The sequence below is a fragment of the Mycobacterium sp. IDUB_28 genome, assembly GCF_055419285.1.
Genome location: NZ_JBVAXK010000009.1, coordinates 96810 through 115084, shown reverse-complemented (window position 1 = coordinate 115084; position 18275 = coordinate 96810). Strand labels below are relative to the sequence as shown.

Annotated in this window: 18 protein-coding genes; 9 read left to right on the top strand and 9 right to left on the bottom strand. The window is 67.0% G+C overall.

From position 1 onward, the window contains the following. Position 1: 1 nt before the first annotated feature. Positions 2-1102 carry a ferredoxin reductase gene (locus ACZYZ9_RS19410; RefSeq protein WP_463827897.1) on the bottom strand — a complete coding sequence of 367 codons (1101 nt, stop codon included), beginning with the start codon at positions 1100-1102 and terminating at the stop codon, positions 2-4. Positions 1103-1172: 70 nt separating this feature from the next. Here ACZYZ9_RS19410 and ACZYZ9_RS19405 point away from each other — a divergent pair, with 70 nt between their 5' ends. Then, on the top strand, positions 1173-1859 hold the full coding sequence (locus ACZYZ9_RS19405) for a TetR family transcriptional regulator (RefSeq protein WP_463827896.1): 687 nt from the start codon (positions 1173-1175) through the stop codon (positions 1857-1859). 1 nt (position 1860) lies between these two features. On the opposite strand, the gene ACZYZ9_RS19400 is transcribed toward ACZYZ9_RS19405, so the two are convergent. After that, the gene (locus ACZYZ9_RS19400) at positions 1861-2190 is read right to left on the bottom strand and encodes a hypothetical protein (RefSeq protein WP_463827895.1); all 330 of its coding nucleotides are present in this window, start codon (positions 2188-2190) and stop codon (positions 1861-1863) included. Between the two features lie 21 nt (positions 2191-2211). Beyond that, positions 2212-2817 (bottom strand): GNAT family N-acetyltransferase, encoded by a 606-nt coding sequence (locus tag ACZYZ9_RS19395; RefSeq protein ID WP_463827894.1) that lies wholly within the window; start codon positions 2815-2817, stop codon positions 2212-2214. A gap of 86 nt (positions 2818-2903) precedes the next feature. On the opposite strand from ACZYZ9_RS19395, the gene ACZYZ9_RS19390 reads away from it, so the two are divergent. Beyond that, positions 2904-4199 (top strand): acyl-CoA dehydrogenase family protein, encoded by a 1296-nt coding sequence (locus tag ACZYZ9_RS19390; protein WP_463827893.1) that lies wholly within the window; start codon positions 2904-2906, stop codon positions 4197-4199. A gap of 75 nt (positions 4200-4274) precedes the next feature. Here ACZYZ9_RS19390 and ACZYZ9_RS19385 read toward each other — a convergent pair whose 3' ends face one another. Further along, entirely contained in the window at positions 4275-4730 is a 456-nt protein-coding gene (locus ACZYZ9_RS19385; protein ID WP_463827892.1) for a MaoC family dehydratase, read from the bottom strand. 35 nt (positions 4731-4765) lie between these two features. Here ACZYZ9_RS19385 and ACZYZ9_RS19380 point away from each other — a divergent pair, with 35 nt between their 5' ends. The 5 genes from ACZYZ9_RS19380 (at position 4766) to ag85C (ending at position 8631) form a co-directional block, all read left to right on the top strand. Next, complete coding sequence (locus ACZYZ9_RS19380; RefSeq protein ID WP_463827891.1) at positions 4766-5263, top strand: metallophosphoesterase family protein; 498 nt, start codon at positions 4766-4768, stop codon at positions 5261-5263. 28 nt (positions 5264-5291) lie between these two features. Further along, positions 5292-5744 carry a MarR family winged helix-turn-helix transcriptional regulator gene (locus ACZYZ9_RS19375; protein WP_463827890.1) on the top strand — a complete coding sequence of 151 codons (453 nt, stop codon included), beginning with the start codon at positions 5292-5294 and terminating at the stop codon, positions 5742-5744. Continuing rightward, positions 5741-6541: an ATP-binding cassette domain-containing protein gene (locus tag ACZYZ9_RS19370; RefSeq protein WP_463827889.1), complete on the top strand. Its 801-nt coding sequence runs from the start codon at positions 5741-5743 to the stop codon at positions 6539-6541. The genes ACZYZ9_RS19375 and ACZYZ9_RS19370 overlap by 4 nt, the downstream gene beginning before the upstream one ends. After that, entirely contained in the window at positions 6531-7358 is an 828-nt protein-coding gene (locus ACZYZ9_RS19365) for an ABC transporter permease (protein WP_463827888.1), read from the top strand. The genes ACZYZ9_RS19370 and ACZYZ9_RS19365 overlap by 11 nt, the downstream gene beginning before the upstream one ends. Before the next feature lie 226 nt (positions 7359-7584). After that, a complete protein-coding gene (ag85C, locus tag ACZYZ9_RS19360; RefSeq protein WP_463827887.1) occupies positions 7585-8631 on the top strand; it encodes a diacylglycerol acyltransferase/mycolyltransferase Ag85C in 1047 nt (348 codons plus the stop codon). Positions 8632-8691: 60 nt separating this feature from the next. Here ag85C and ACZYZ9_RS19355 read toward each other — a convergent pair whose 3' ends face one another. The 4 genes from ACZYZ9_RS19355 to ACZYZ9_RS19340 all read right to left on the bottom strand — a co-directional run bounded on the left by ACZYZ9_RS19355 (position 8692) and on the right by ACZYZ9_RS19340 (position 13748). Continuing rightward, on the bottom strand, positions 8692-9381 hold the full coding sequence (locus ACZYZ9_RS19355) for a YoaK family protein (protein WP_463827886.1): 690 nt from the start codon (positions 9379-9381) through the stop codon (positions 8692-8694). 47 nt (positions 9382-9428) lie between these two features. After that, positions 9429-10793, bottom strand: a complete 1365-nt coding sequence (locus tag ACZYZ9_RS19350; protein ID WP_463827885.1) for a maltokinase N-terminal cap-like domain-containing protein — start codon at positions 10791-10793, stop codon at positions 9429-9431. After that, positions 10777-12582: a maltose alpha-D-glucosyltransferase gene (gene treS / locus ACZYZ9_RS19345; RefSeq protein ID WP_463827884.1), complete on the bottom strand. Its 1806-nt coding sequence runs from the start codon at positions 12580-12582 to the stop codon at positions 10777-10779. Before treS ends, ACZYZ9_RS19350 begins: the two co-directional genes overlap by 17 nt. Before the next feature lie 122 nt (positions 12583-12704). Next, complete coding sequence (locus ACZYZ9_RS19340; protein WP_463827883.1) at positions 12705-13748, bottom strand: S1C family serine protease; 1044 nt, start codon at positions 13746-13748, stop codon at positions 12705-12707. Between the two features lie 206 nt (positions 13749-13954). Between ACZYZ9_RS19340 and ACZYZ9_RS19335 the strand changes: the two genes are divergently transcribed. Beyond that, positions 13955-14359, top strand: coding sequence for a TIGR03668 family PPOX class F420-dependent oxidoreductase (locus ACZYZ9_RS19335; protein WP_463827882.1), 405 nt, complete (start codon positions 13955-13957; stop codon positions 14357-14359). 142 nt (positions 14360-14501) lie between these two features. Then, on the top strand, positions 14502-16649 hold the full coding sequence (locus ACZYZ9_RS19330) for an elongation factor G-like protein EF-G2 (protein WP_463827881.1): 2148 nt from the start codon (positions 14502-14504) through the stop codon (positions 16647-16649). Here the strand turns inward: ACZYZ9_RS19330 and ACZYZ9_RS19325 are convergent. Continuing rightward, complete coding sequence (locus ACZYZ9_RS19325; protein ID WP_463827880.1) at positions 16646-18193, bottom strand: FadD7 family fatty acid--CoA ligase; 1548 nt, start codon at positions 18191-18193, stop codon at positions 16646-16648. The two genes, ACZYZ9_RS19330 and ACZYZ9_RS19325, sit on opposite strands and share 4 nt — an antisense overlap. Between the last annotated feature and the right edge of the window lie 82 nt (positions 18194-18275).

The following is an 18275-nucleotide window of genomic DNA, read 5'->3' as shown; positions in this document are numbered from 1 at the left end:
GTCAGAGGGAGATCTCGACGTCGCCGACGGGGGCGGTGACGCAAATTTGCACCTTCTCGTCGGGCGCGGTGGAAACAGCGCCGGTGACCAGGTTTCGTACGGTCCCGGAGGTCTTGCGGCGGGTGCAGGTGTGGCAGATGCCCATCCGGCAGCCGTTCTGCGGTGTCAGACCGGCCGCTTCGGCCTGCTCCAGAATCGAGCGGCCGTCGTCGGCGACGTCGACGTTGCTCTCCGCAAAGACCACTCGACCACCCGTCGGGGCGGCCGGTGCCGCGATCACCGGCGGCACGAAGCTTTCGGTGAACACGTTTTCACAGTTGGCCGCTGCACAGTGCTCCCGCACGGCATCGACCAAAGCGGTTGGCCCGCAGACGAACACCGCGTCGGGCGCTGTCATCGCTGCCGCCAGGTGCTCGGCGCCGAACCGGCCGTCCAGGTCGCCGGCGCCGGATCGGGTGTAACCGTGCAACACCCGCACACCGGGCATCGTGGCCAGCTCGTCGCGGTAGCAGGCTTCCTCGGCGGTGCGGGCGTAATGCACGAAGGCGAGTTCGGTGCCCCGGTGGTTCGGGTGGCCTTCGGCGACCAGGGTGCGCAGCATGGCCAGCACGGGCGTGATGCCGCTACCGCCGGAGACGAACAGGATCCGGTTCGGTCGCTGCTCAGGCAATACGAAGTCACCACCGACCCCGTCCAAGCCGACTACCAGGCCGGGACGGGCCTGCTCATAGAGGAAAGTCGAGACCAGACCGCCGTCGTGGACGCCGACCGTGAACTCGAGTTGGGTGCTGCCCTCGACGTTGGCCGGCGAGTAGCACCGGGAGTGCATGCGGCCGTCGATCTCGACCGTGACGTTGACGAACTGTCCGGCCTTGACGGTGTGGCGCTCGGTGAAGGCGGGATTCGGGGCCAGCGTCAGGGTGACGCTGCGCGGCGTGGACCGCCGCACATCGACCACCTTGGCGCGGGCTTCGCCCGACGTCCAGGTCGGCGTGACGAGCTCGGTGTACCGGTCGACGCCGTGCGGACCGGTGAGCAGGTCGACCAGGTCGGATCTCAGGACCCGCTTGGCGATCGTCCGAGTGAAAGTTTGAGTGAACATATGTACACCGTGACATCCGTTGATGCAGGTGGTCAAGGGTTTTCACCGGCCTTGTGGTACGGTTCACATAGTGAACGGTCGTACTCCTAGCTCACACTCCCGGCGCACCAGCCCGGATAGGGTCCGCGACCGGGTGCGGGACAGCCCGTCACGCGAGGAACGCAAGGAGGCGACCCGGCGCGCCATCGTCGCCGCGGCACTCAAACTGCTCAACGACCGCAGCTTCAGCGCCCTGAGCCTGCGCGAGGTCACCCGGGAAGCGGGCATTGTGCCGGCCGCGTTCTACCGCCATTTCGAGTCGATGGAGGCGCTCGGACTGGTGCTCATCGACGAGTCATTCCGCAGCCTGCGCGACACGCTGCGGGGCGCGCGGGCCGGGAAGCTGGACCCCAACCGGGTCATCGAGTCATCGGTCGAGATCCTGATCGCCAGCGTCGCCGAGAAGCGCGAGCACTGGCGGTTCATCTCCCGGGAGCGTTCCACCGGATTGTCGGTGCTGCGCTACGCGATTCGCACCGAGATCCGGTTGATCACCTCGGAGTTGGCCACCGACCTGGCGCGTTTTCCGCGGCTGAACGAGTGGAGCACCGAGGATCTCAACGTGCTGGCCAGCCTATTCGTCAACGCGATGATCGTCACCGCCGAAGCGATCGAGGACGCTCAGAGCAACGAAGCGTTGGAAGAGATTCACCGGATCGCGGTCAAGCAACTGCGCATGGTCGCCATCGGGGTGGCCGGGTGGAAATCCAGCCCCTGAGTCATTCCTCCACGACGGTGTAGAGCGAATCACCGTCTTCGGGAGTGCCGTCCACCTGACCCCGGTGCACGCCACCGGACAGCCCACCTTCGCCGGTGCCGGCCGACCCGGGCCGGATCAGATCCGGTTCCTCGGCGGCCAGTTTCTGGTCCAGCGATTCCCCTTCCCGCTCCTCCCGCGGGGTCATGCCGAACTTGTCGGCCTCACTCCACTGATCGGGCGGGTCGACGACGGTGTCGCCGTCGTCGTTGCGCAGTTCGTCGGAGTCAGTCGACTCCTGTGGGCTCAGGGTGTCGTCGGGGCCGCCTTGCATGCGCAGTTGGTTGCCCATGACCACCGCGGCTAAACCCGCTCAGCGCGGGTCGCGCCACATCGGCCACAGGCTCGGTCCCCCGTCGGGAACCTTGATCTCACCGGTGACGGTGAAGCCGAAACGTTCGTAGTACGGCACATTTTCGGGTTTGGACGACTCCAGATAGGCCGGGCAGTATTCGGCGTCGCAGCGCTCCAGCCGCGACCGCATCAGGGCCTGGCCGAACCCCTGCCCCCGGACGCTGGGGTCGCTGCCGATGACCGCCAGATACCAGTGCGGCTCCTCGGGGTGCACCCGCTTCATCAGCTCCTGGAGCCGACGGCCCGGTCCGGTGTTGAAGCCGAACACCCGCAGGAAGGTCGGGATCTGCGCCAGCTCCGCCCGGCGCGATTCGCGCCACTTGTCCGGCGGGTCCCACAGGGCCGCCGCGCCGATGCCCGGCCCGTCGGTGGCCACCTCCACGCCACCATGCGCCAAATGGTGGTGCCGGGTCATGGTGGCGAACATCCGGTGCAGGTGGCGGCGGCGCGCGTCGTCGTCGGGCAGCAGCCACACCGAGATGGGATCGTCGAAGAACGCGCGGCCCAACGTCCGTCCCAGTTCGCGAACATCGGCTCTGCGCGCTGGGCGCACCTGGGGAGTCACCCTGTCGACGCTAGCAAGGCCCTTACGATGGGGTGGCTCCAACGACAAGGCCGGTGCACCGCAGCGCCGGGGAACGGTGGCCAACGGTGTGGGACTTCGAAACCGACCCGGAATACCAGGCGAAACTGGACTGGGTCGAAGAATTCATGGTGACCGAACTCGAGCCGCTCGACCTGGTCGCACTCGATCCGTATGACAAGAACAACGACGAGATGATGGCGATCCTGCGGCCGCTGCAGCAGCGGGTCAAGGACCAGGGGCTGTGGGCTGCACACCTGCGCCCCGAGCTGGGCGGCCAGGGCTTCGGCCAGGTCAAACTCGCGCTGCTGAACGAGATCCTGGGACGTTCGCGCTGGGCGCCGTCGGTGTTCGGTTGTCAGGCACCGGATTCGGGGAATGCCGAGATCCTGGCGCTGTTCGGCACCGACGATCAGAAAGCGCGCTACCTGCAGCCGTTGCTGGACGGCGAGATCACCTCCTGCTATTCGATGACCGAACCGCAGGGCGGTTCGGACCCCGGCCTGTTCGTCACCGCTGCCACCCGGGACGGGGACGATTGGATCATCAACGGCGAGAAGTGGTTTTCCAGCAACGCCAGGCACGCGTCGTTCTTCATCGTCATGGCGGTCACCAACCCCGAGGGCCGCACCTACGAGAAGATGTCGTTGTTCATCGTGCCGGCCGAGACGCCGGGCATCGAGATCATCCGCAATGTCGGCGTGGGCGCCGAGTCGTCCAAGCGAGCCAGCCACGGTTACGTGCGATACAACGACGTCCGGGTACCGGCCGATCACGTGCTCGGCGGTGAAGGTCAGGCGTTCATGATTGCGCAGACCCGGCTGGGTGGTGGCCGCATCCACCATGCGATGCGCACAATCGCGTTGTCCCGCAAGGCTTTCGACATGATGTGCGAGCGGGCGGTGTCACGCAGGACCAGGCATGGCAGATTGTCGGACTTCCAGATGACCCAGGAGAAGATCGCCGACAGCTGGATCCAGATCGAGCAGTTCCGGTTGCTGGTGCTGCGGACCGCGTGGCTGATCGACAAGCACCACGACTATCAGAAGGTGCGGCGCGACATCGCGGCGGTCAAGGTGGCGATGCCTCAGGTACTGCACGACGTCGCGCAGCGCGCCCTGCATCTGCACGGGGCACTCGGCGTCTCCGACGAGATGCCCTTCGTCAAGATGCTGGTGGCGGCGGAATCGCTGGGCATCGCCGACGGCGCCACCGAGCTGCACAAGATGACGGTGGCCCGTCGCACGCTCAGGGAATACCAGCCGGTGACGACGCCGTTCCCGTCGCAGCACATCCCGACCCGTAAGGCCGAAGCGGAGGCCAGGCTGGCTGCCCGCCTGGAACACGCGGTCGCCGAATTCTGATCCTTTCCCACCCGCGAGCAGACGCAGAATCGCGCTGTTCATGGCTCCCACGTGCGATTCTGCGTCTGCTCGCGGTCAGGAGATGTAGCGCGCCACGCTTTCGGCCACGCAGGCCGGCTTGGCCGCACCCTCGACTTCCACCGTGGTCGACAACGTGGCCTGGACGGTGCCTTCACCCAAGTCGTCGACGCTGACCAACGTGACCGCCGCCCGCACGCGGGACCCGACGGGCACCGGGGCCGGGAAACGAACCTTGTTCAGGCCGTAGTTGATCGCCAGCTTGATGCCATTGACGGTGTAGATCTGGTGCTGCAGCCGCGGCAGCAGCGACAGGGTCATGAACCCGTGGGCGATGGTGGTGCCGAACGGCCCCTTAGCGGCCCGCTCCGGGTCGACGTGTATCCACTGGTGATCACCGGTCGCATCGGCGAACAGGTTGACCTCTTCTTGGCTGATCGTCACCCAGTCGCTGTGCCCGAGGTCCTCACCCGCGGCGGCGGCGAGGTCGTTGACGGACTCGAACGTACGCATGGATCCATCCTCTCGTCGGGGTATGCATAGAACTTATGCGCCTGTTGCTGATCGCCGACACGCACGTCCCCAAACGGGCGCGGGACCTGCCGGCGCAGGTGTGGGACGCGGTCGATGAGGCCGATGTGGTCATCCACGCCGGCGACTGGGTGACCCCGGACCTGCTGGACCGACTCGAGGCCAGGTCCGCACGGCTGCTGGCGTGCTGGGGCAACAACGACGGCCCCGAGCTGCGGTCCCGGCTGCCGGAGCGGGCGGACGCGCAGCTGGCCGGGCTGCACGTCACGGTCGTGCATGAGACGGGTGCGACCGCAGGTCGCGAGGCGCGCATGTCGCGGCTCTACCCCGACTCCGACGTGTTGGTCTTCGGGCACAGCCACATCCCCTGGGACACCACCACGGCCAGCGGGCTGCGGTTGCTCAATCCGGGCTCGCCGACGGATCGGCGCCGGCAACCACACTGCACCTACCTGACCGCCACGGTCGCGCGGGGCGCGCTGCACGAGGTGGTGCTGCATCGCATTACTAGATAGCTCGGCTACAGAGGTATTCTGGACGGCAGTGGACACACAGACCGACCTCACTGTCGATATCCCGCGGATCCTGGGCAGGTTCCGCCGCCAGCTGCGGCGTTCCGCCGGCACCGGTTACGCACCCGGACAGCTTTCGGAGTCTCAGGCCGAGCTGTTGCGGTTGGTCACCCACCGTCCGGGGGTCTCGGTCAGCACCGCGGCCGCCGAACTCGGCCTGATGCCCAACACCGCGTCCACCCTGGTGACCAAACTGTCCTGCGCCGGCCTACTGGAGCGGACCGCTGACCCCGCCGACCGTCGGGTCAGCCGGCTGCGGCTCACCGAGTCGGCTCAGCAGGTGATGGACGCGACCGCGCAGGCGCGTCGGGCCGTGCTCACCGACCTGCTCGCCGAGCTTGACGAAGACCAGATCGGGGTATTGGCCAACGGGCTGAAAGTCCTCGAAGACATGACCAGACGGCTGCGGGAGCGGGACACATGAACCAGGCGATCGACTGCCGGCACCTGACCTACCGCTACGGCCAGGACATCGCCGTCGACGACGTCACCTTCGGGGTGCACCCCGGTGAGACGATGGGCCTGCTGGGCCCCAACGGCGCCGGCAAGACCACCGTGGTGCGGGTGTTGACGACGCTGGCGCCGGTTCAGGACGGCGAACTCTATATCTTCGGGATGGATGCCCGACGTCAGACCATCGACATCAGAAGCAACATCGGCTATGTGCCACAACAGCTTTCGATCGAAACGGCATTGACCGGGCGGCAGAATGTGCAGTGGTTCGCCCGGTTGTACGGAGTGCCCCGTCGCGAGCGCTCCGAGCGCGTGGAGCAGGCGCTGGACGCGATGAACCTGCTCGACGTCGCCGACAAACTGGCCTCCAGCTACTCCGGAGGCATGGTGCGGCGACTGGAAGTGGCACAGGCCCTGGTCAATCGACCCTCGCTGCTGGTGCTCGACGAACCGACAGTGGGACTCGATCCCATTGCGCGCGATGGAGTTTGGACGCAGGTGCGGAACATGCAGGAGCAGTTCGGCATGACCGTGCTGCTGACCACGCACTACATGGAGGAGGCGGACACGCTGTGCGATCGCGTCGCACTGATGCACCACGGCGCGCTGCAGGCGATCGGAACACCCGCAGAGCTGAAGGCCAAGGTCTCACCCGATGCCACCCTCGAGGATGTGTTCCGTCACTACGCCGCCTCAGACCTGCACACCGAAGCCACCACTCCCCGTGAAATCCGTTCCAGCAGAAGGGCTGACCGTCATGTCGGTTGACCGGGACTGTCCCCCTGCCACCGCCCATCCGGTACGCGCCCCACGCGGCATCGACCGGGTCAGGGCGACCGCGAGCAGCGTCGGGGCCTTCGCGATCGTCGAATTGCAGAAGTTGCAGCACGATCGCACCGAACTCGTGACGCGGATGGTGCAGCCCGCCTTATGGCTGCTCATTTTCGGGACCACCTTCAGCCACCTGCGTGTCATCGACACCGGCAACGTGTCCTACCTCGCGTTCCTGGCCCCGGGGATCATCGCCCAGTCGGCGCTGTTCATCTCGATCTTCTATGGCATTCAGATCATCTGGGATCGCGACGCGGGCGTGCTGGCCAAGCTGATGGTGACCCCGGCACCGGCCTCGGCCCTGATCGCCGGCAAATCGTTCGCCGCCGGCGTGCGCTCGGTGGCCCAGATCGTCGGCGTGTTGGTGCTGGCTTACGCAATGAACATCGGCCTGACGGCCAACCCACTGCGCATCCTGGCGGCGATGGGTGCGGTCATGCTCGGTGCTGCCTTCTTCGCTTGTCTGTCAATGACTTTGGCGGGTCTGGTCCGTAACCGCGACCGGTTGATGGGGCTCGGTCAGGCCATCACCATGCCGTTGTTCTTCGCCTCCAACGCCCTCTATCCGGTCGACGTGATGCCGTCCTGGCTGCGGGTGCTGAGCAAGATCAACCCGCTGAGCTACGAGGTCGACGTACTGCGGGCGTTGCTGATCGGCACTCCCTTCCACCTCGTCGACGTCGCCGTGCTGCTGATCGCTCCGGTGATCGGAATCGTTGCGGCGTCAAAGGTTTTGCGTCGACTGGTCGCCTAGCCCTGGCACGGCCTGAGCACAAGATGCCACGGCTGATCCGGTAATCAATCGTTACGGTTTCGCGACCTCGTCACCGGCTTGTCCGGCCCGACACTCAACCGTTAGCCAACCGCGACCCAAGGTTACGGCCGCGACGCCTGAGTTGCGTCTGCCGCTTGTGTTTCACTCTCCGAGAACAGATTCCACCGCGGTGAGCGGCAGACGAGCAGTTGGGATGAGGTTAGCGATGTCGTTCTTGGCAAAGATGCGAAATCTGCGAGGCGCAGCCAAAACCATGCCCCGCAACCTGGCTGTCGCGGCGGTGGGCGCCGCGCTGCTGCCCGGTCTCGTCGGCGTGGTCGGCGGATCGGCTCCGGCGCAGGCATTCTCCCGGCCCGGCCTTCCGGTGGAGACGCTGCAGATCCCGTCCCAGGCCATGGGCCGCAACATCAAGGTGCAGTTCCAGGGCGGCGGGGCGCACGCGGTTTACCTGCTGGACGGCCTGCGCGCCCAGGACGACTACAGCGGCTGGGACATCAACACCCCCGCCTTCGAGGAGTTCTACCAGTCCGGGTTGTCGGTGATCATGCCGGTGGGCGGCACGTCCAGCTTCTACAGCGACTGGTACCAGCCGTCGCAGGGCAACGGCCAGGGCTACACCTACAAGTGGGAGACCTTCCTCACCCGGGAGATGCCCACCTGGTTGCAGGCCAACAAGGGTGTGTCGCCGTTCGGCAACGCGGCCGTGGGCCTGTCCATGTCGGGCGGTTCGGCGCTGGTGATGGCCGCCTACTACCCGCAGCAGTTCCCGTACGCCGCGTCGCTGTCGGGCTTCCTCAACCCGTCCGAGGGCTGGTGGCCGACGCTGATCGGCCTGGCAATGACCGACTCCGGCGGCTACAACGCCAACAGCATGTGGGGGCCGTCCACCGACCCGGCGTGGAAGCGCAACGACCCGATGGTGCAGATTCCCCGCCTGGTCGCCAACAACACCCGGGTCTGGGTCTACTGCGGCAACGGCACGCCCAGCGACCTCGGCGGGGACAACATGCCGGCGAAGTTCCTCGAAGGCCTCACCCTGCGCACCAACCAGCAGTTCCAGCAGACCTACGCGGCCAACGGCGGACGCAACGGGGTGTTCCAGTTCCCCAGCAACGGGACCCACTCATGGAACTACTGGAACCAGCAACTGATGGCGATGAAACCCGACATGCTGCAGGTACTCACCGCGGTGAACGCGCCGCCACCGGCGGCACCGGCCGCCCCGCCCGCGGTGCCTGGGCAAGGGACCTGATCCGCCCGAGACCACATCGGCAGCAGCGCTACGGCCAGCGCTGCTGCCGATGTTTCTTTCTCACGCCTTGTTGTCCAGCAGGCCACGCCGATCAGCGTGCAGGTAGGTGTAACAGGTCGTCACCGCGCAGACGAATGCGGCGACGGCCAGCATCTGCGTCCCGCTGACCACCAGGCTGATCGCGCCGCCGATCGCGGCGCCCGCCATGAAAGTGGCCAGCATCATGAAGTATCCGAACCAGTCCTCGATCTGTCCGCCGGCCATGTGCCGTTCGATGCCCTGGCCCATCTTGACCAATGTCCCGGTCACATAGCTCAACGGCACCGACACTTCACCGTCCTTGACGAACGAGGTGTTCAGCGCGCCGACCCCGAACACCACACACATGATCGGCACGAAGTCGAGCATGGTTTCCTCCCAGCCGCCCAGGACGATGTCCAGACCGGTCGCGAAAAGCAGCGCGAACGTCGTCAGCACGGTCGGGCCGTGCGGGTGGGCCGCCCAGTACCGCCGCCGGCAGATCGAGGACACCAGGACGCCGGTGAGAAAGCACAGCAACAGCGTCCCGGCGGTGATGGACAGCCAGACGTCGTCGCGGAAGACCCCCAGCACCGCTCGCTGCGCGTTGCCGGTCATGAAGGTGACGAAGTAGCCCTCGGAGTGGCTGAACGCGGTGGCGCCCAGCACCCCGGCCAGCGCGGCCAGCAGCCAGGCCAACCTGGCCTCGCTGTCATACATTTCTTTCTGCACCCGCCCCATGCTTCCAGAGCGGCCGCGATCGGGCCTAACGCCGCATCTCAGGCGGTGGTCAGGCGCGCGATCGAGCGCAGCGGAATCGGCAGCCAGGTGGGACGGTGCCGCGACTCGTACCCGGTCTCGTACACCGCTTTGTCGAGTTCGTAGGCAGTCAGCAGCAGCGCCGAGTCGCGCGGGTCGGTCCCCGACGCGGCGGCGTAGCCATCGCAGAAGGCGGTGCGGTTGCGTCCGACCCACTCCCGGGCCCGCGCGGCCAGCTGCTTGTCGCCACCCTGATCCACCAGCGGACCGTAGGCGGCGTATTCGAACGACCGCAGTACACCCGCCACATCCCGCATCGGCGAATCCGGTGCCCGCCGCTCGGCCACCGGTTGGCCCGGCTCGCCTTCGAAGTCGATCAGCAACCACCTCTCCGGGGTGCGCAGTACCTGGCCCAGGTGCAGATCGCCGTGCACCCGCTGCACGGTGATCTGCTCGTCGGCGAGCTTGCCGAGCCGCTCCTGGATCGTCGAGACGTATTGCGCCAGTTCCGGCACCGCGGCGACCGACAACGACAGCCGCGACAGCATGTGCTCCAGCGGGAACGGCGCCTGCGACGTGCCCAGGGCCTCCGCCAGCGTGGCATGCACAGACGCCACCGCTTCCCCCAGCCGGTAGGACTCGCCGGCGAAATCGCCGCCGACTTCGTGGGCGTACAGGTCGCCTTCGGCGAACAGGTCCCGCACGCTGGCGGTGGCCATGGCCCAGCCTTCGGCCGCGTTGCCGGCGAAGGCGGTCACCATGCCCAACGGGGACGTCGCATCCGCGGACGCGTCCTGAGCGCCGATTTCGTAGCTGCCGAGCAGCCGCGCCACGTGCGGGTTCCCGGCGCGACCGAGCACTCGGTTCAGCTCGACGTCGGGGTTTATGCCGGGGCTGACCCGGCGGAACACCTTGAAGATGGCGGCCGGGGCACGGTCGAAGATCACGCTGGTGTTGCTCTGCTCGGCGTCGGACACTCTGGGGTAGGCGTCCAGCGGCAGCTGGACATCCGGTTCCCCGATGAACCTCACCTGGGCGGCCGCGGAGCCGCGGACCTCCGAGGCGTCGATCAACGAGAGCAGGAAGCGGGGCGAGGCGCCGTCATAGAGCGCATCGAAACCGGTGTGCGTACCGACCTCCCCGATGGTGGCCTGGTCGCTGAACTCCGAGACGGGTTCGGCGTCCCAGCCGACGATCACCTGGTAGCGCTCGGTGCAGCCGTCCGTATATGCCACGTCGAGCAGCACCAATTCCAGGTCGTCCCGCAGCGGCACGACGACCCCGGGCCGGGCGCTCGACAGTTGCCGGTTGCGGCCCGCGTACCAGCGTTGCTGCGGCAGCCATTCCGACCACGGCAGCTGGGCTGCATCACCGGTGCGAGTCATGGTCCTCCTCAATCAGCGACAGCGAGAACCAGTAGAACCCGTGGCCCGGAAGCGTCAGCAGGTACGGCAGGTGCCCGATCCGCGGGAATTCCACCTGGCCGGTCAGCTCGACGGGTGTGTAGTTGTTCCACTGCTGCAGGTTCAGTTCGATCGGCTGCGGGAACCGCGACAGGTTGTTCACGCACAGGACGACGTCGTTGTCCCGGTCCTCGCGGGGCACTTCGCGCACGTAGGCCAGCACTGAGGGGTTGGATCCGCCGAGTTCGTGAAATGACCCGATGGCGAACGCGTCGTGGCGGCGGCGCACCGCCAGCATGGTGCGGGTCCAGTTCAGCAGCGATGTCGAGGTGTCGCGCTGCGCCTCGACGTTGACCGCCTGGTACCCGTACACGGAATCTTGGCTGGTCGGCAGGTAGAGGCGGCCCGGGTTGGCGGTGGAGAAACCCGCGTTGCGGTCCGGCGTCCACTGCATCGGGGTGCGCACTCCGTCGCGGTCACCAAGCCAGATCACGTCGCCCATGCCGATCTCGTCGCCGTAGTAGAGCACCGGCGATCCGGGCAGCGACAGCAGCAGCGCGTTGAACAACCTCATCTGGTTGAAGTCGTTCTCCAGCAGCGGAGCCAGCCGGCGGCGGATGCCGACGTTGGCTTTCATCCGCGGATCCTTGGCGTACTCCGCATACATGTAGTCACGCTCTTCGTCGCTGACCATCTCCAGCGTCAGCTCGTCGTGATTGCGCAGGAAGATGCCCCACTGCGCCATGTCCGGGATGGCCGGTGTCTGGGCCAGGATCTCCGAGATCGGGAAGCGGGACTCGCGGCGCACCGCCATGAAGATGCGCGGCATCAGCGGGAAGTGGAACGCCATGTGGCACTCGTCGCCGCCGGTGCTGGGGTCGCCGAAATACTCGACCACGTCGGCCGGCCACTGGTTGGCCTCGGCCAGCAGCACCCGGCCCGGGTATTCGTCGTCGACCACCTTGCGGCACCGCTTGAGGAAGGCGTGGGTCTCCGGCAGGTTTTCGCAGTTGGTGCCTTCGCGGGCAAACAGGTAGGGCACCGCGTCCAGCCGGAACCCGTCGATGCCCAGACCGAGCCAGAAGCGCAACACGTCGATCATCGCTTCCTGCACGGCCGGACTGTCGTAATTCAGGTCCGGCTGGTGGGAGAAGAACCGGTGCCAGTAGAACTGGCGGCGCACCGGGTCGAACGTCCAGTTCGACTCCTCGGTGTCGACGAAGATGATGCGGGCGTCGGTGTACTTTTCGCTGGTGTCGCTCCACATGTAGAAGTCGCCGTACGGCCCGTCGGGATCGCGCCGGGACTCCTGGAACCACGGATGCGAATCCGATGTGTGGTTCATCACCAGGTCGGTGATCACCCGGATGCCCCGCTTGTGCGCTTCGTCGATCAGGGCGACGAAGTCCTCGACGGTGCCGAACTCGGGCAGCACCTTGTAGAAATCGCGGATGTCGTAACCGCCGTCGCGCAGCGGTGAGTCGTAGAACGGCGGCAGCCACAGGCAGTCGACACCGAGCCACTGCAGATAGTCCAGGCGGTCGATCAGGCCGCGCAGGTCACCGGATCCGTCGGCGTTGGAATCGAAGAAAGCCCGGACCAGCACCTCGTAGAACACCGCGTGCTTGAACCAGGTGGGGTCTTCGGGCAGCGCAACGGCGTTCCCGAAGTCCTGGGCGGTCGGGTGCTCGACCACACCCCCCTCGACGTGACTGCCCTCCGCGGGATCGTGCGCGGGATCGTGCCGGACGGCATCTCTCTCGTCGTTCATCAATTCCACGATGCCACGTGTACCCGACGCCCGTCGTTAAGAAAACATGTGGCCCAGGTGACAGCGAATCCCGTTCAATACCAAAAGAATTCGCGTGTTGCAACCCGAGAGGACCTGTCCGCCTACGCGGGTGGCCCTTCTGCCAGTGTCACGTTCTCGGTGCGTGCGACTCCGGACTTGGACGTGAAGCTGATCGAGATGACATCCCCGGGGTGGCGCGGCGTGAGCGCATCGGACAGGGCAGTGGCCGAGTTGATCGGCACCCCGTCGATGGCGGTGATCACGTCACCGTTGGCGATCCCGACCGAGGCTGCCGGGGCGGAGCCAACCACCCGTTGCACCCGCGCGCCGTTGCCGCCGTTGTCGACGACGCCCAGGCCCAGGAAGGCCGTCGGCCCCACGTGCACGGTGGGTGAGCCACCGCCGCTGCGGATCTGGTTCGCAATGCCCATTGCGGTCCCGATCGGGATGGCAAAGCCCTGCCCGCCCTGCAACTGGAAGTTCTCCGAGGCGGCCGTGTTGACGCCGACCACCTGCCCGGCACTGTTGACCACGGGCCCGCCGGAGTCACCGGGGGCGATCGCGCCGTCGAACTGGATCAGTCCGTTCAGCGTTTCGGCCGCGCCGGTCAGCGCGTCCGAGGCCTGGACGGTTTGGCCGACCGCGATCACTTTGCCGGTCACCGCGCGCGGCGCGCCACCCTGTCCGCCGGTGTTACCCAGCGCCACCACCGGTTCGCCGACGCTCACCGGTCCGCCGATTGCTGCGGTCGGGATGCCGCCGGCGCCACGCAGCTGCAGCACCGCGATGTCCTGGGTGCGGTCATAGCCGATCACGTCGACGCCGTAGGTGCGCCCGTCGCCGACGCTGAATGCGCTGATGTCGGTGGCGCCCGAGATCACGTGATTGTTGGTCAACACCACGCCGTTGGAGTCGATGACGATCCCCGTCCCGGCACCCACCGCGTTGTTGTAACCCAATTTCGTGTTGATGTTGACCACTTGCGGACTCACCTGGGCGACGGTGGCCGCGGGGTCGAGCGGTTTGGCGGGAAAGTGTTTGAACGGCGCGGCCTGCGCGGGTCCGGGCGGGATCGCCAGGCCCAATCCGAGCAGGACCAATACGGCGACCATCCACCCCAGCGAACGGTGGCGCAATTTGCTCATCGGTGAAGAACCTCCTGCGTCGGAAAACAGCCGAATTGTCCCAGCCCAAGGGTCCGGGCGGCGGCCTTGTCTGGCACCACCGTATTCCAGATACCCATTTAATACGGTGGTCAGGCAAGGAATCGGGGAAACTGCGACCCGAATTTCCGCTCAAAGCGCAATTGCCAAACCAGAAGGTGACTCTCGTCACCTCCTAAGCTGAGCCGGTGGAATTCGACCCCGTGGCGTGGTTTGCGCGTTCCCCGGTCGCGCGGCTGGCGACGGTGAGCGCGCAGGGTGTTCCCCACCTGGTGCCGGTGGTCTTCGCGCTGCATTCCGGTGTTGTCTATACCGCGGTGGACGCGAAGCCGAAAACCACCCGGCGCTTGCGACGGTTGACCAATATCGAGACCAACCCGGCCGTCAGTCTGCTCGTCGACCACTACGACGACGACTGGACCCGGCTGTGGTGGGTGCGCGCCGACGGCACCGCGGCCATTGCCCGCGACGGCGAGTCACTGGACACCGGATTTCGACTGCTGCGGGCCAAATATCCGCAGTACCAGTCCGTTTCGCTGGATGGCCCGGTGATCGCGGTGACCGTGTGCCGTTGGTCGAGCTGGCACGCCTGACCCCGCCGTCCCCGCCGTCCCCGCCCGCCCGGCGGCGCACTGCCGCGCCCGACCCTTGTGCTGGACGTCGCCGCGGAGAAAAGTTGGCACTGCGTCCTGTGAGCTGGATCACCCGGAATTCCGGGAGAACTGGAGGAATGTCATGGCCGACAGAGTCAGTGCTGCCCAGGGCGCGGCTACCGCCCCCACCGCGACCGGTCCGGACGGCATTCGCAATGTGGCGCTGGTCGGGCCGTCCGGGGGCGGCAAGACCACCCTGGTGGAGGCGCTGCTGGTGGCCGCCGGGGTGTTGTCGCGGCCGGGTTCGGTGACCGACGGCAACACCGTGTGCGACTTCGACGAGGCCGAGATCCGGCAGCAACGCTCAGTAGGCGTCGCGGTGGCGTCGCTCGCCTACCAGGGCGTCAAGGTCAACCTGATCGACACACCCGGGTACGCCGACTTCGTCGGGGAGTTGCGGGCCGGTCTGCGCGCGGCGGACTGCGCGCTGTTCGTGATCGCCGCCAACGAGGGTGTCGACGAACCGACCAAGTCGCTCTGGCAGGAATGCAGCCAGGTCGACATGCCCCGGGCCGTGGTGGTGACCAAACTCGACCACGCCCGCGCCAACTACGCAGAAGCGTTGGCGGCGGCCCAAGAAGCGTTCGGCGACAAGGTGTTACCGCTGTACCTGCCCACCGACGCCGGGCTGATCGGACTGCTGTCGCAAACCGAGTACACCTACGCCGGCGGCAAGCGCACCGAATCACCCGCCGACACCGACCGGATCGAGGAGGCCCGCGGCAGCTTGATCGAAGGGATCATCGAGGAATCCGAGGACGAGTCGTTGATGGACCGCTACCTCGGCGGCGAGACGATCGACGAGTCGGTGCTGATCGAGGATCTGGAAAAGGCCGTCGCCCGTGGCTCGTTCTTCCCGGTCATTCCGGTGTGCAGCAGCACCGGCGTCGGCACCCTGGAACTGCTCGAGGTGGCCACCCGCGGCTTTCCCTCTCCCCGCGAGCATCCGTTGCCGGAGGTGTTCACCCCGCAGGGTGCCGCGCACGAGGACCTGGCCTGCGATGTCGACGCACCACTGCTCGCCGAGGTGGTGAAGACCACCTCGGACCCCTATGTCGGCCGGGTCAGCCTGGTCCGGGTGTTCTCCGGGACGATCAAGCCGGATGCGACCGTCCATGTGTCGGGCCACTTCTCGTCGTTCTTCGGTCAGGACCGGACCGTCCAGGGGCACGGGGCGCTGCACCCCGACCACGACGAGGACGAGCGCATCGGGGTGTTGTCGTTTCCCCTCGGAAAGCAGCAACGGCCCGCTCCGTCCGTGGTGGCCGGAGACATCTGCGCGATCGGCAAACTCAGCCGCGCCGAAACCGGCGACACTTTGTCGGACAAGTCCGAGCCGCTGGTACTCAGACCGTGGACGATGCCGGAACCGTTGCTGCCCATCGCTATTCAGGCACACGCCAAGACCGACGAGGACAAGCTGTCGGTCGGGCTGGCCCGGTTGGCCGCCGAGGACCCCACGCTACGCATCGAGCAGAACCCGGAGACCCATCAAATGGTGCTGTGGTGCATGGGCGAGGCGCACGTCGGTGTGGTGCTCGATGCCCTGGCCAACCGCTACGGGGTGACGGTGGACACCGTCGAGTTGCGGGTACCGCTGCGGGAAACGTTGGGCGGCAAGGCAAAAGGGCATGGTCGGCACGTCAAGCAGTCCGGCGGCCACGGCCAGTTCGCGGTGTGCGACATCGAGGTGGAGCCGCTGCCCGAGGGCTCGGGATTCGAGTTCGTGGACAAAGTGGTTGGCGGGGCGGTGCCGCGCAACTACATTCCCAGCGTGGAGAAGGGCGTGCGCGCCCAGATGGACAAGGGCGTGCACGCCGGCTATCCGGTGGTCGATCTGCGGGTCACCTTGTTCGACGGCAAGGCACACAGCGTGGACTCGTCGGACTTCGCTTTTCAGATGGCAGGTGCCCTGGCGCTGCGCGAGGCGGCGGCCGCGACGAAGGTGGTGCTGCTCGAGCCGATCGACCAGATCTCGGTGCTGGTGCCGGACGACTTCGTGGGTGCGGTGATGGGCGACCTGTCCAGCCGCCGCGGCCGGGTGCTGGGCACCGACACCGCGGGCCACGAGCGCACCGTGGTCCATGCCGAGGTGCCGCAGGTGGAACTGACCCGCTACGCCATCGACCTGCGTTCCCTGGCGCACGGGGCGGCGTCGTTCACCCTCAGCTTCGCCCGCTACGAGCCGATGCCTGAATCCGCCGCGGCCCGGGTGCGGGCCAGTGCCTAGCGCTGCGGACTGAACCGCTGCGACACCGCGCGCCGATCCAGCGAGCCCTTGGCGGTGTGCGGCAAGTCTTCGGCTACGGCGAAGCTGGCCGGAATTTCATACGGCGCCAACCGGTCCCGGCAGAACTGTGCGAGCTCTTCGGCGGTGGCGGCTGGCCCCCGGGGCACGATCACTGCCGCGACGGCCTCGCCGTACATCGGGTGCGGCACACCGAACACCGCGCATTCCAGAACCTGGGGATGGGCGGCCAGCACCCCCTCGACCCGCTCGGGTGAGATCTTCTCGCCGCCGCGGTTGATCAGCTCCTTGATGCGGCCGCGGATGGTCAGGTCACCGGAATCCGACAGCGTCCCCAGGTCGCCGGTACGCAGCCAGCCGTCGGTGAAGTTCGCAGCGGTGATCTTCGGGTCGCCGAGGTAACCGCGCACCACGGTGGCGCCGCGCAGCCACACTTCACCGACGTCACCGGGCGCGACGGTCTTGCCGTCGGAGTCGACGATCCGGATCTCGGGTCCGGTGGAGCGGCCGACCAGGCCGGCCGACGCCGCGGGATCAACCTCCTGGTCGGCGGACGTCGTCGCCACCTGATGGGTGGCCTCGGTCATGCCGAACGCGCACAACACCGGCGCCGAGAACTCCGCGTGCAGCGCCGCGGCCACTTCCGCGGTCAACGGTGCGCTACAGCTGCGGATGAAACGCAGACTGGCCCTTCTAGTTTCGGCGTTCTCGCCGGCAGCACGCTCCAACAGGATCTGATGGATGGTCGGCACGGCCGTATACCAGGTGGCTCCGACGGCATCGATGTCGTCCCAGAAGGTGTGCGCCGAGAACTTCCCGCGGGCCGGCAACAGCACGGCGCCACCGGATGCCAGCGTGGACAGCAGCGCCGCGACCAGCCCGTGGCCGTGGTACAGCGGCATCACCGCGACCGTCGCATCCTGTGCGCCCAGCCGGTATCCGCCGACAATGGACCGGACCGAGGTGGCGATGTTGGCGTGGGTCCACGGGACCATCTTGGGCAGGCCGGTGGTGCCGCCGGTGAACATGATCATCGCGTCGTCGTCGTGCAACCCCGCAGGGGAAACGGCGGCCGCATCGGGTGCCGTGGGCGTATCCACTCGGGCTGTACACGTACCGCCGGTGACGGCAACTGCGATCGGCCACCACGGCACCGCCGGCTCGGTGGGACCGCCGTCGATGAGCACCACCCGCACACCGGCCGCCGCGCTGCGGGCGCGCTGGTCGGCGAGCGGCAGCGCCGGATCCAGCGGCACCACGATCAGGCCCGCCCGCAGCCCGCCCAGCAGACCGACCACGAATTCGGCGCTGCTCCCGGTGCGCAACCCGACCCGGTCCCCAGCCACCAGGCCGGCCTGCGTCAGCTGGGCCGCGAGATCGTCGACCAGGTCCATCAGCCGGCCATAGCTGACCGGGACGCGATCAGCGGTGATGACCAGCGACGTCGCTTCCGGCGCGCGGTTCGCGGCCACCTCGATCAACTCGAGAATGCCCGGACGCCGTTCAGTGGTCTCATCGGCTGTCATGCCACGCTCCTTCGGGGCCGGTGCGGCTTCTACCGTGCACCCTGCCGGGGCGCAAGGCTCGCTGTCCAATGACGGGCAGCGT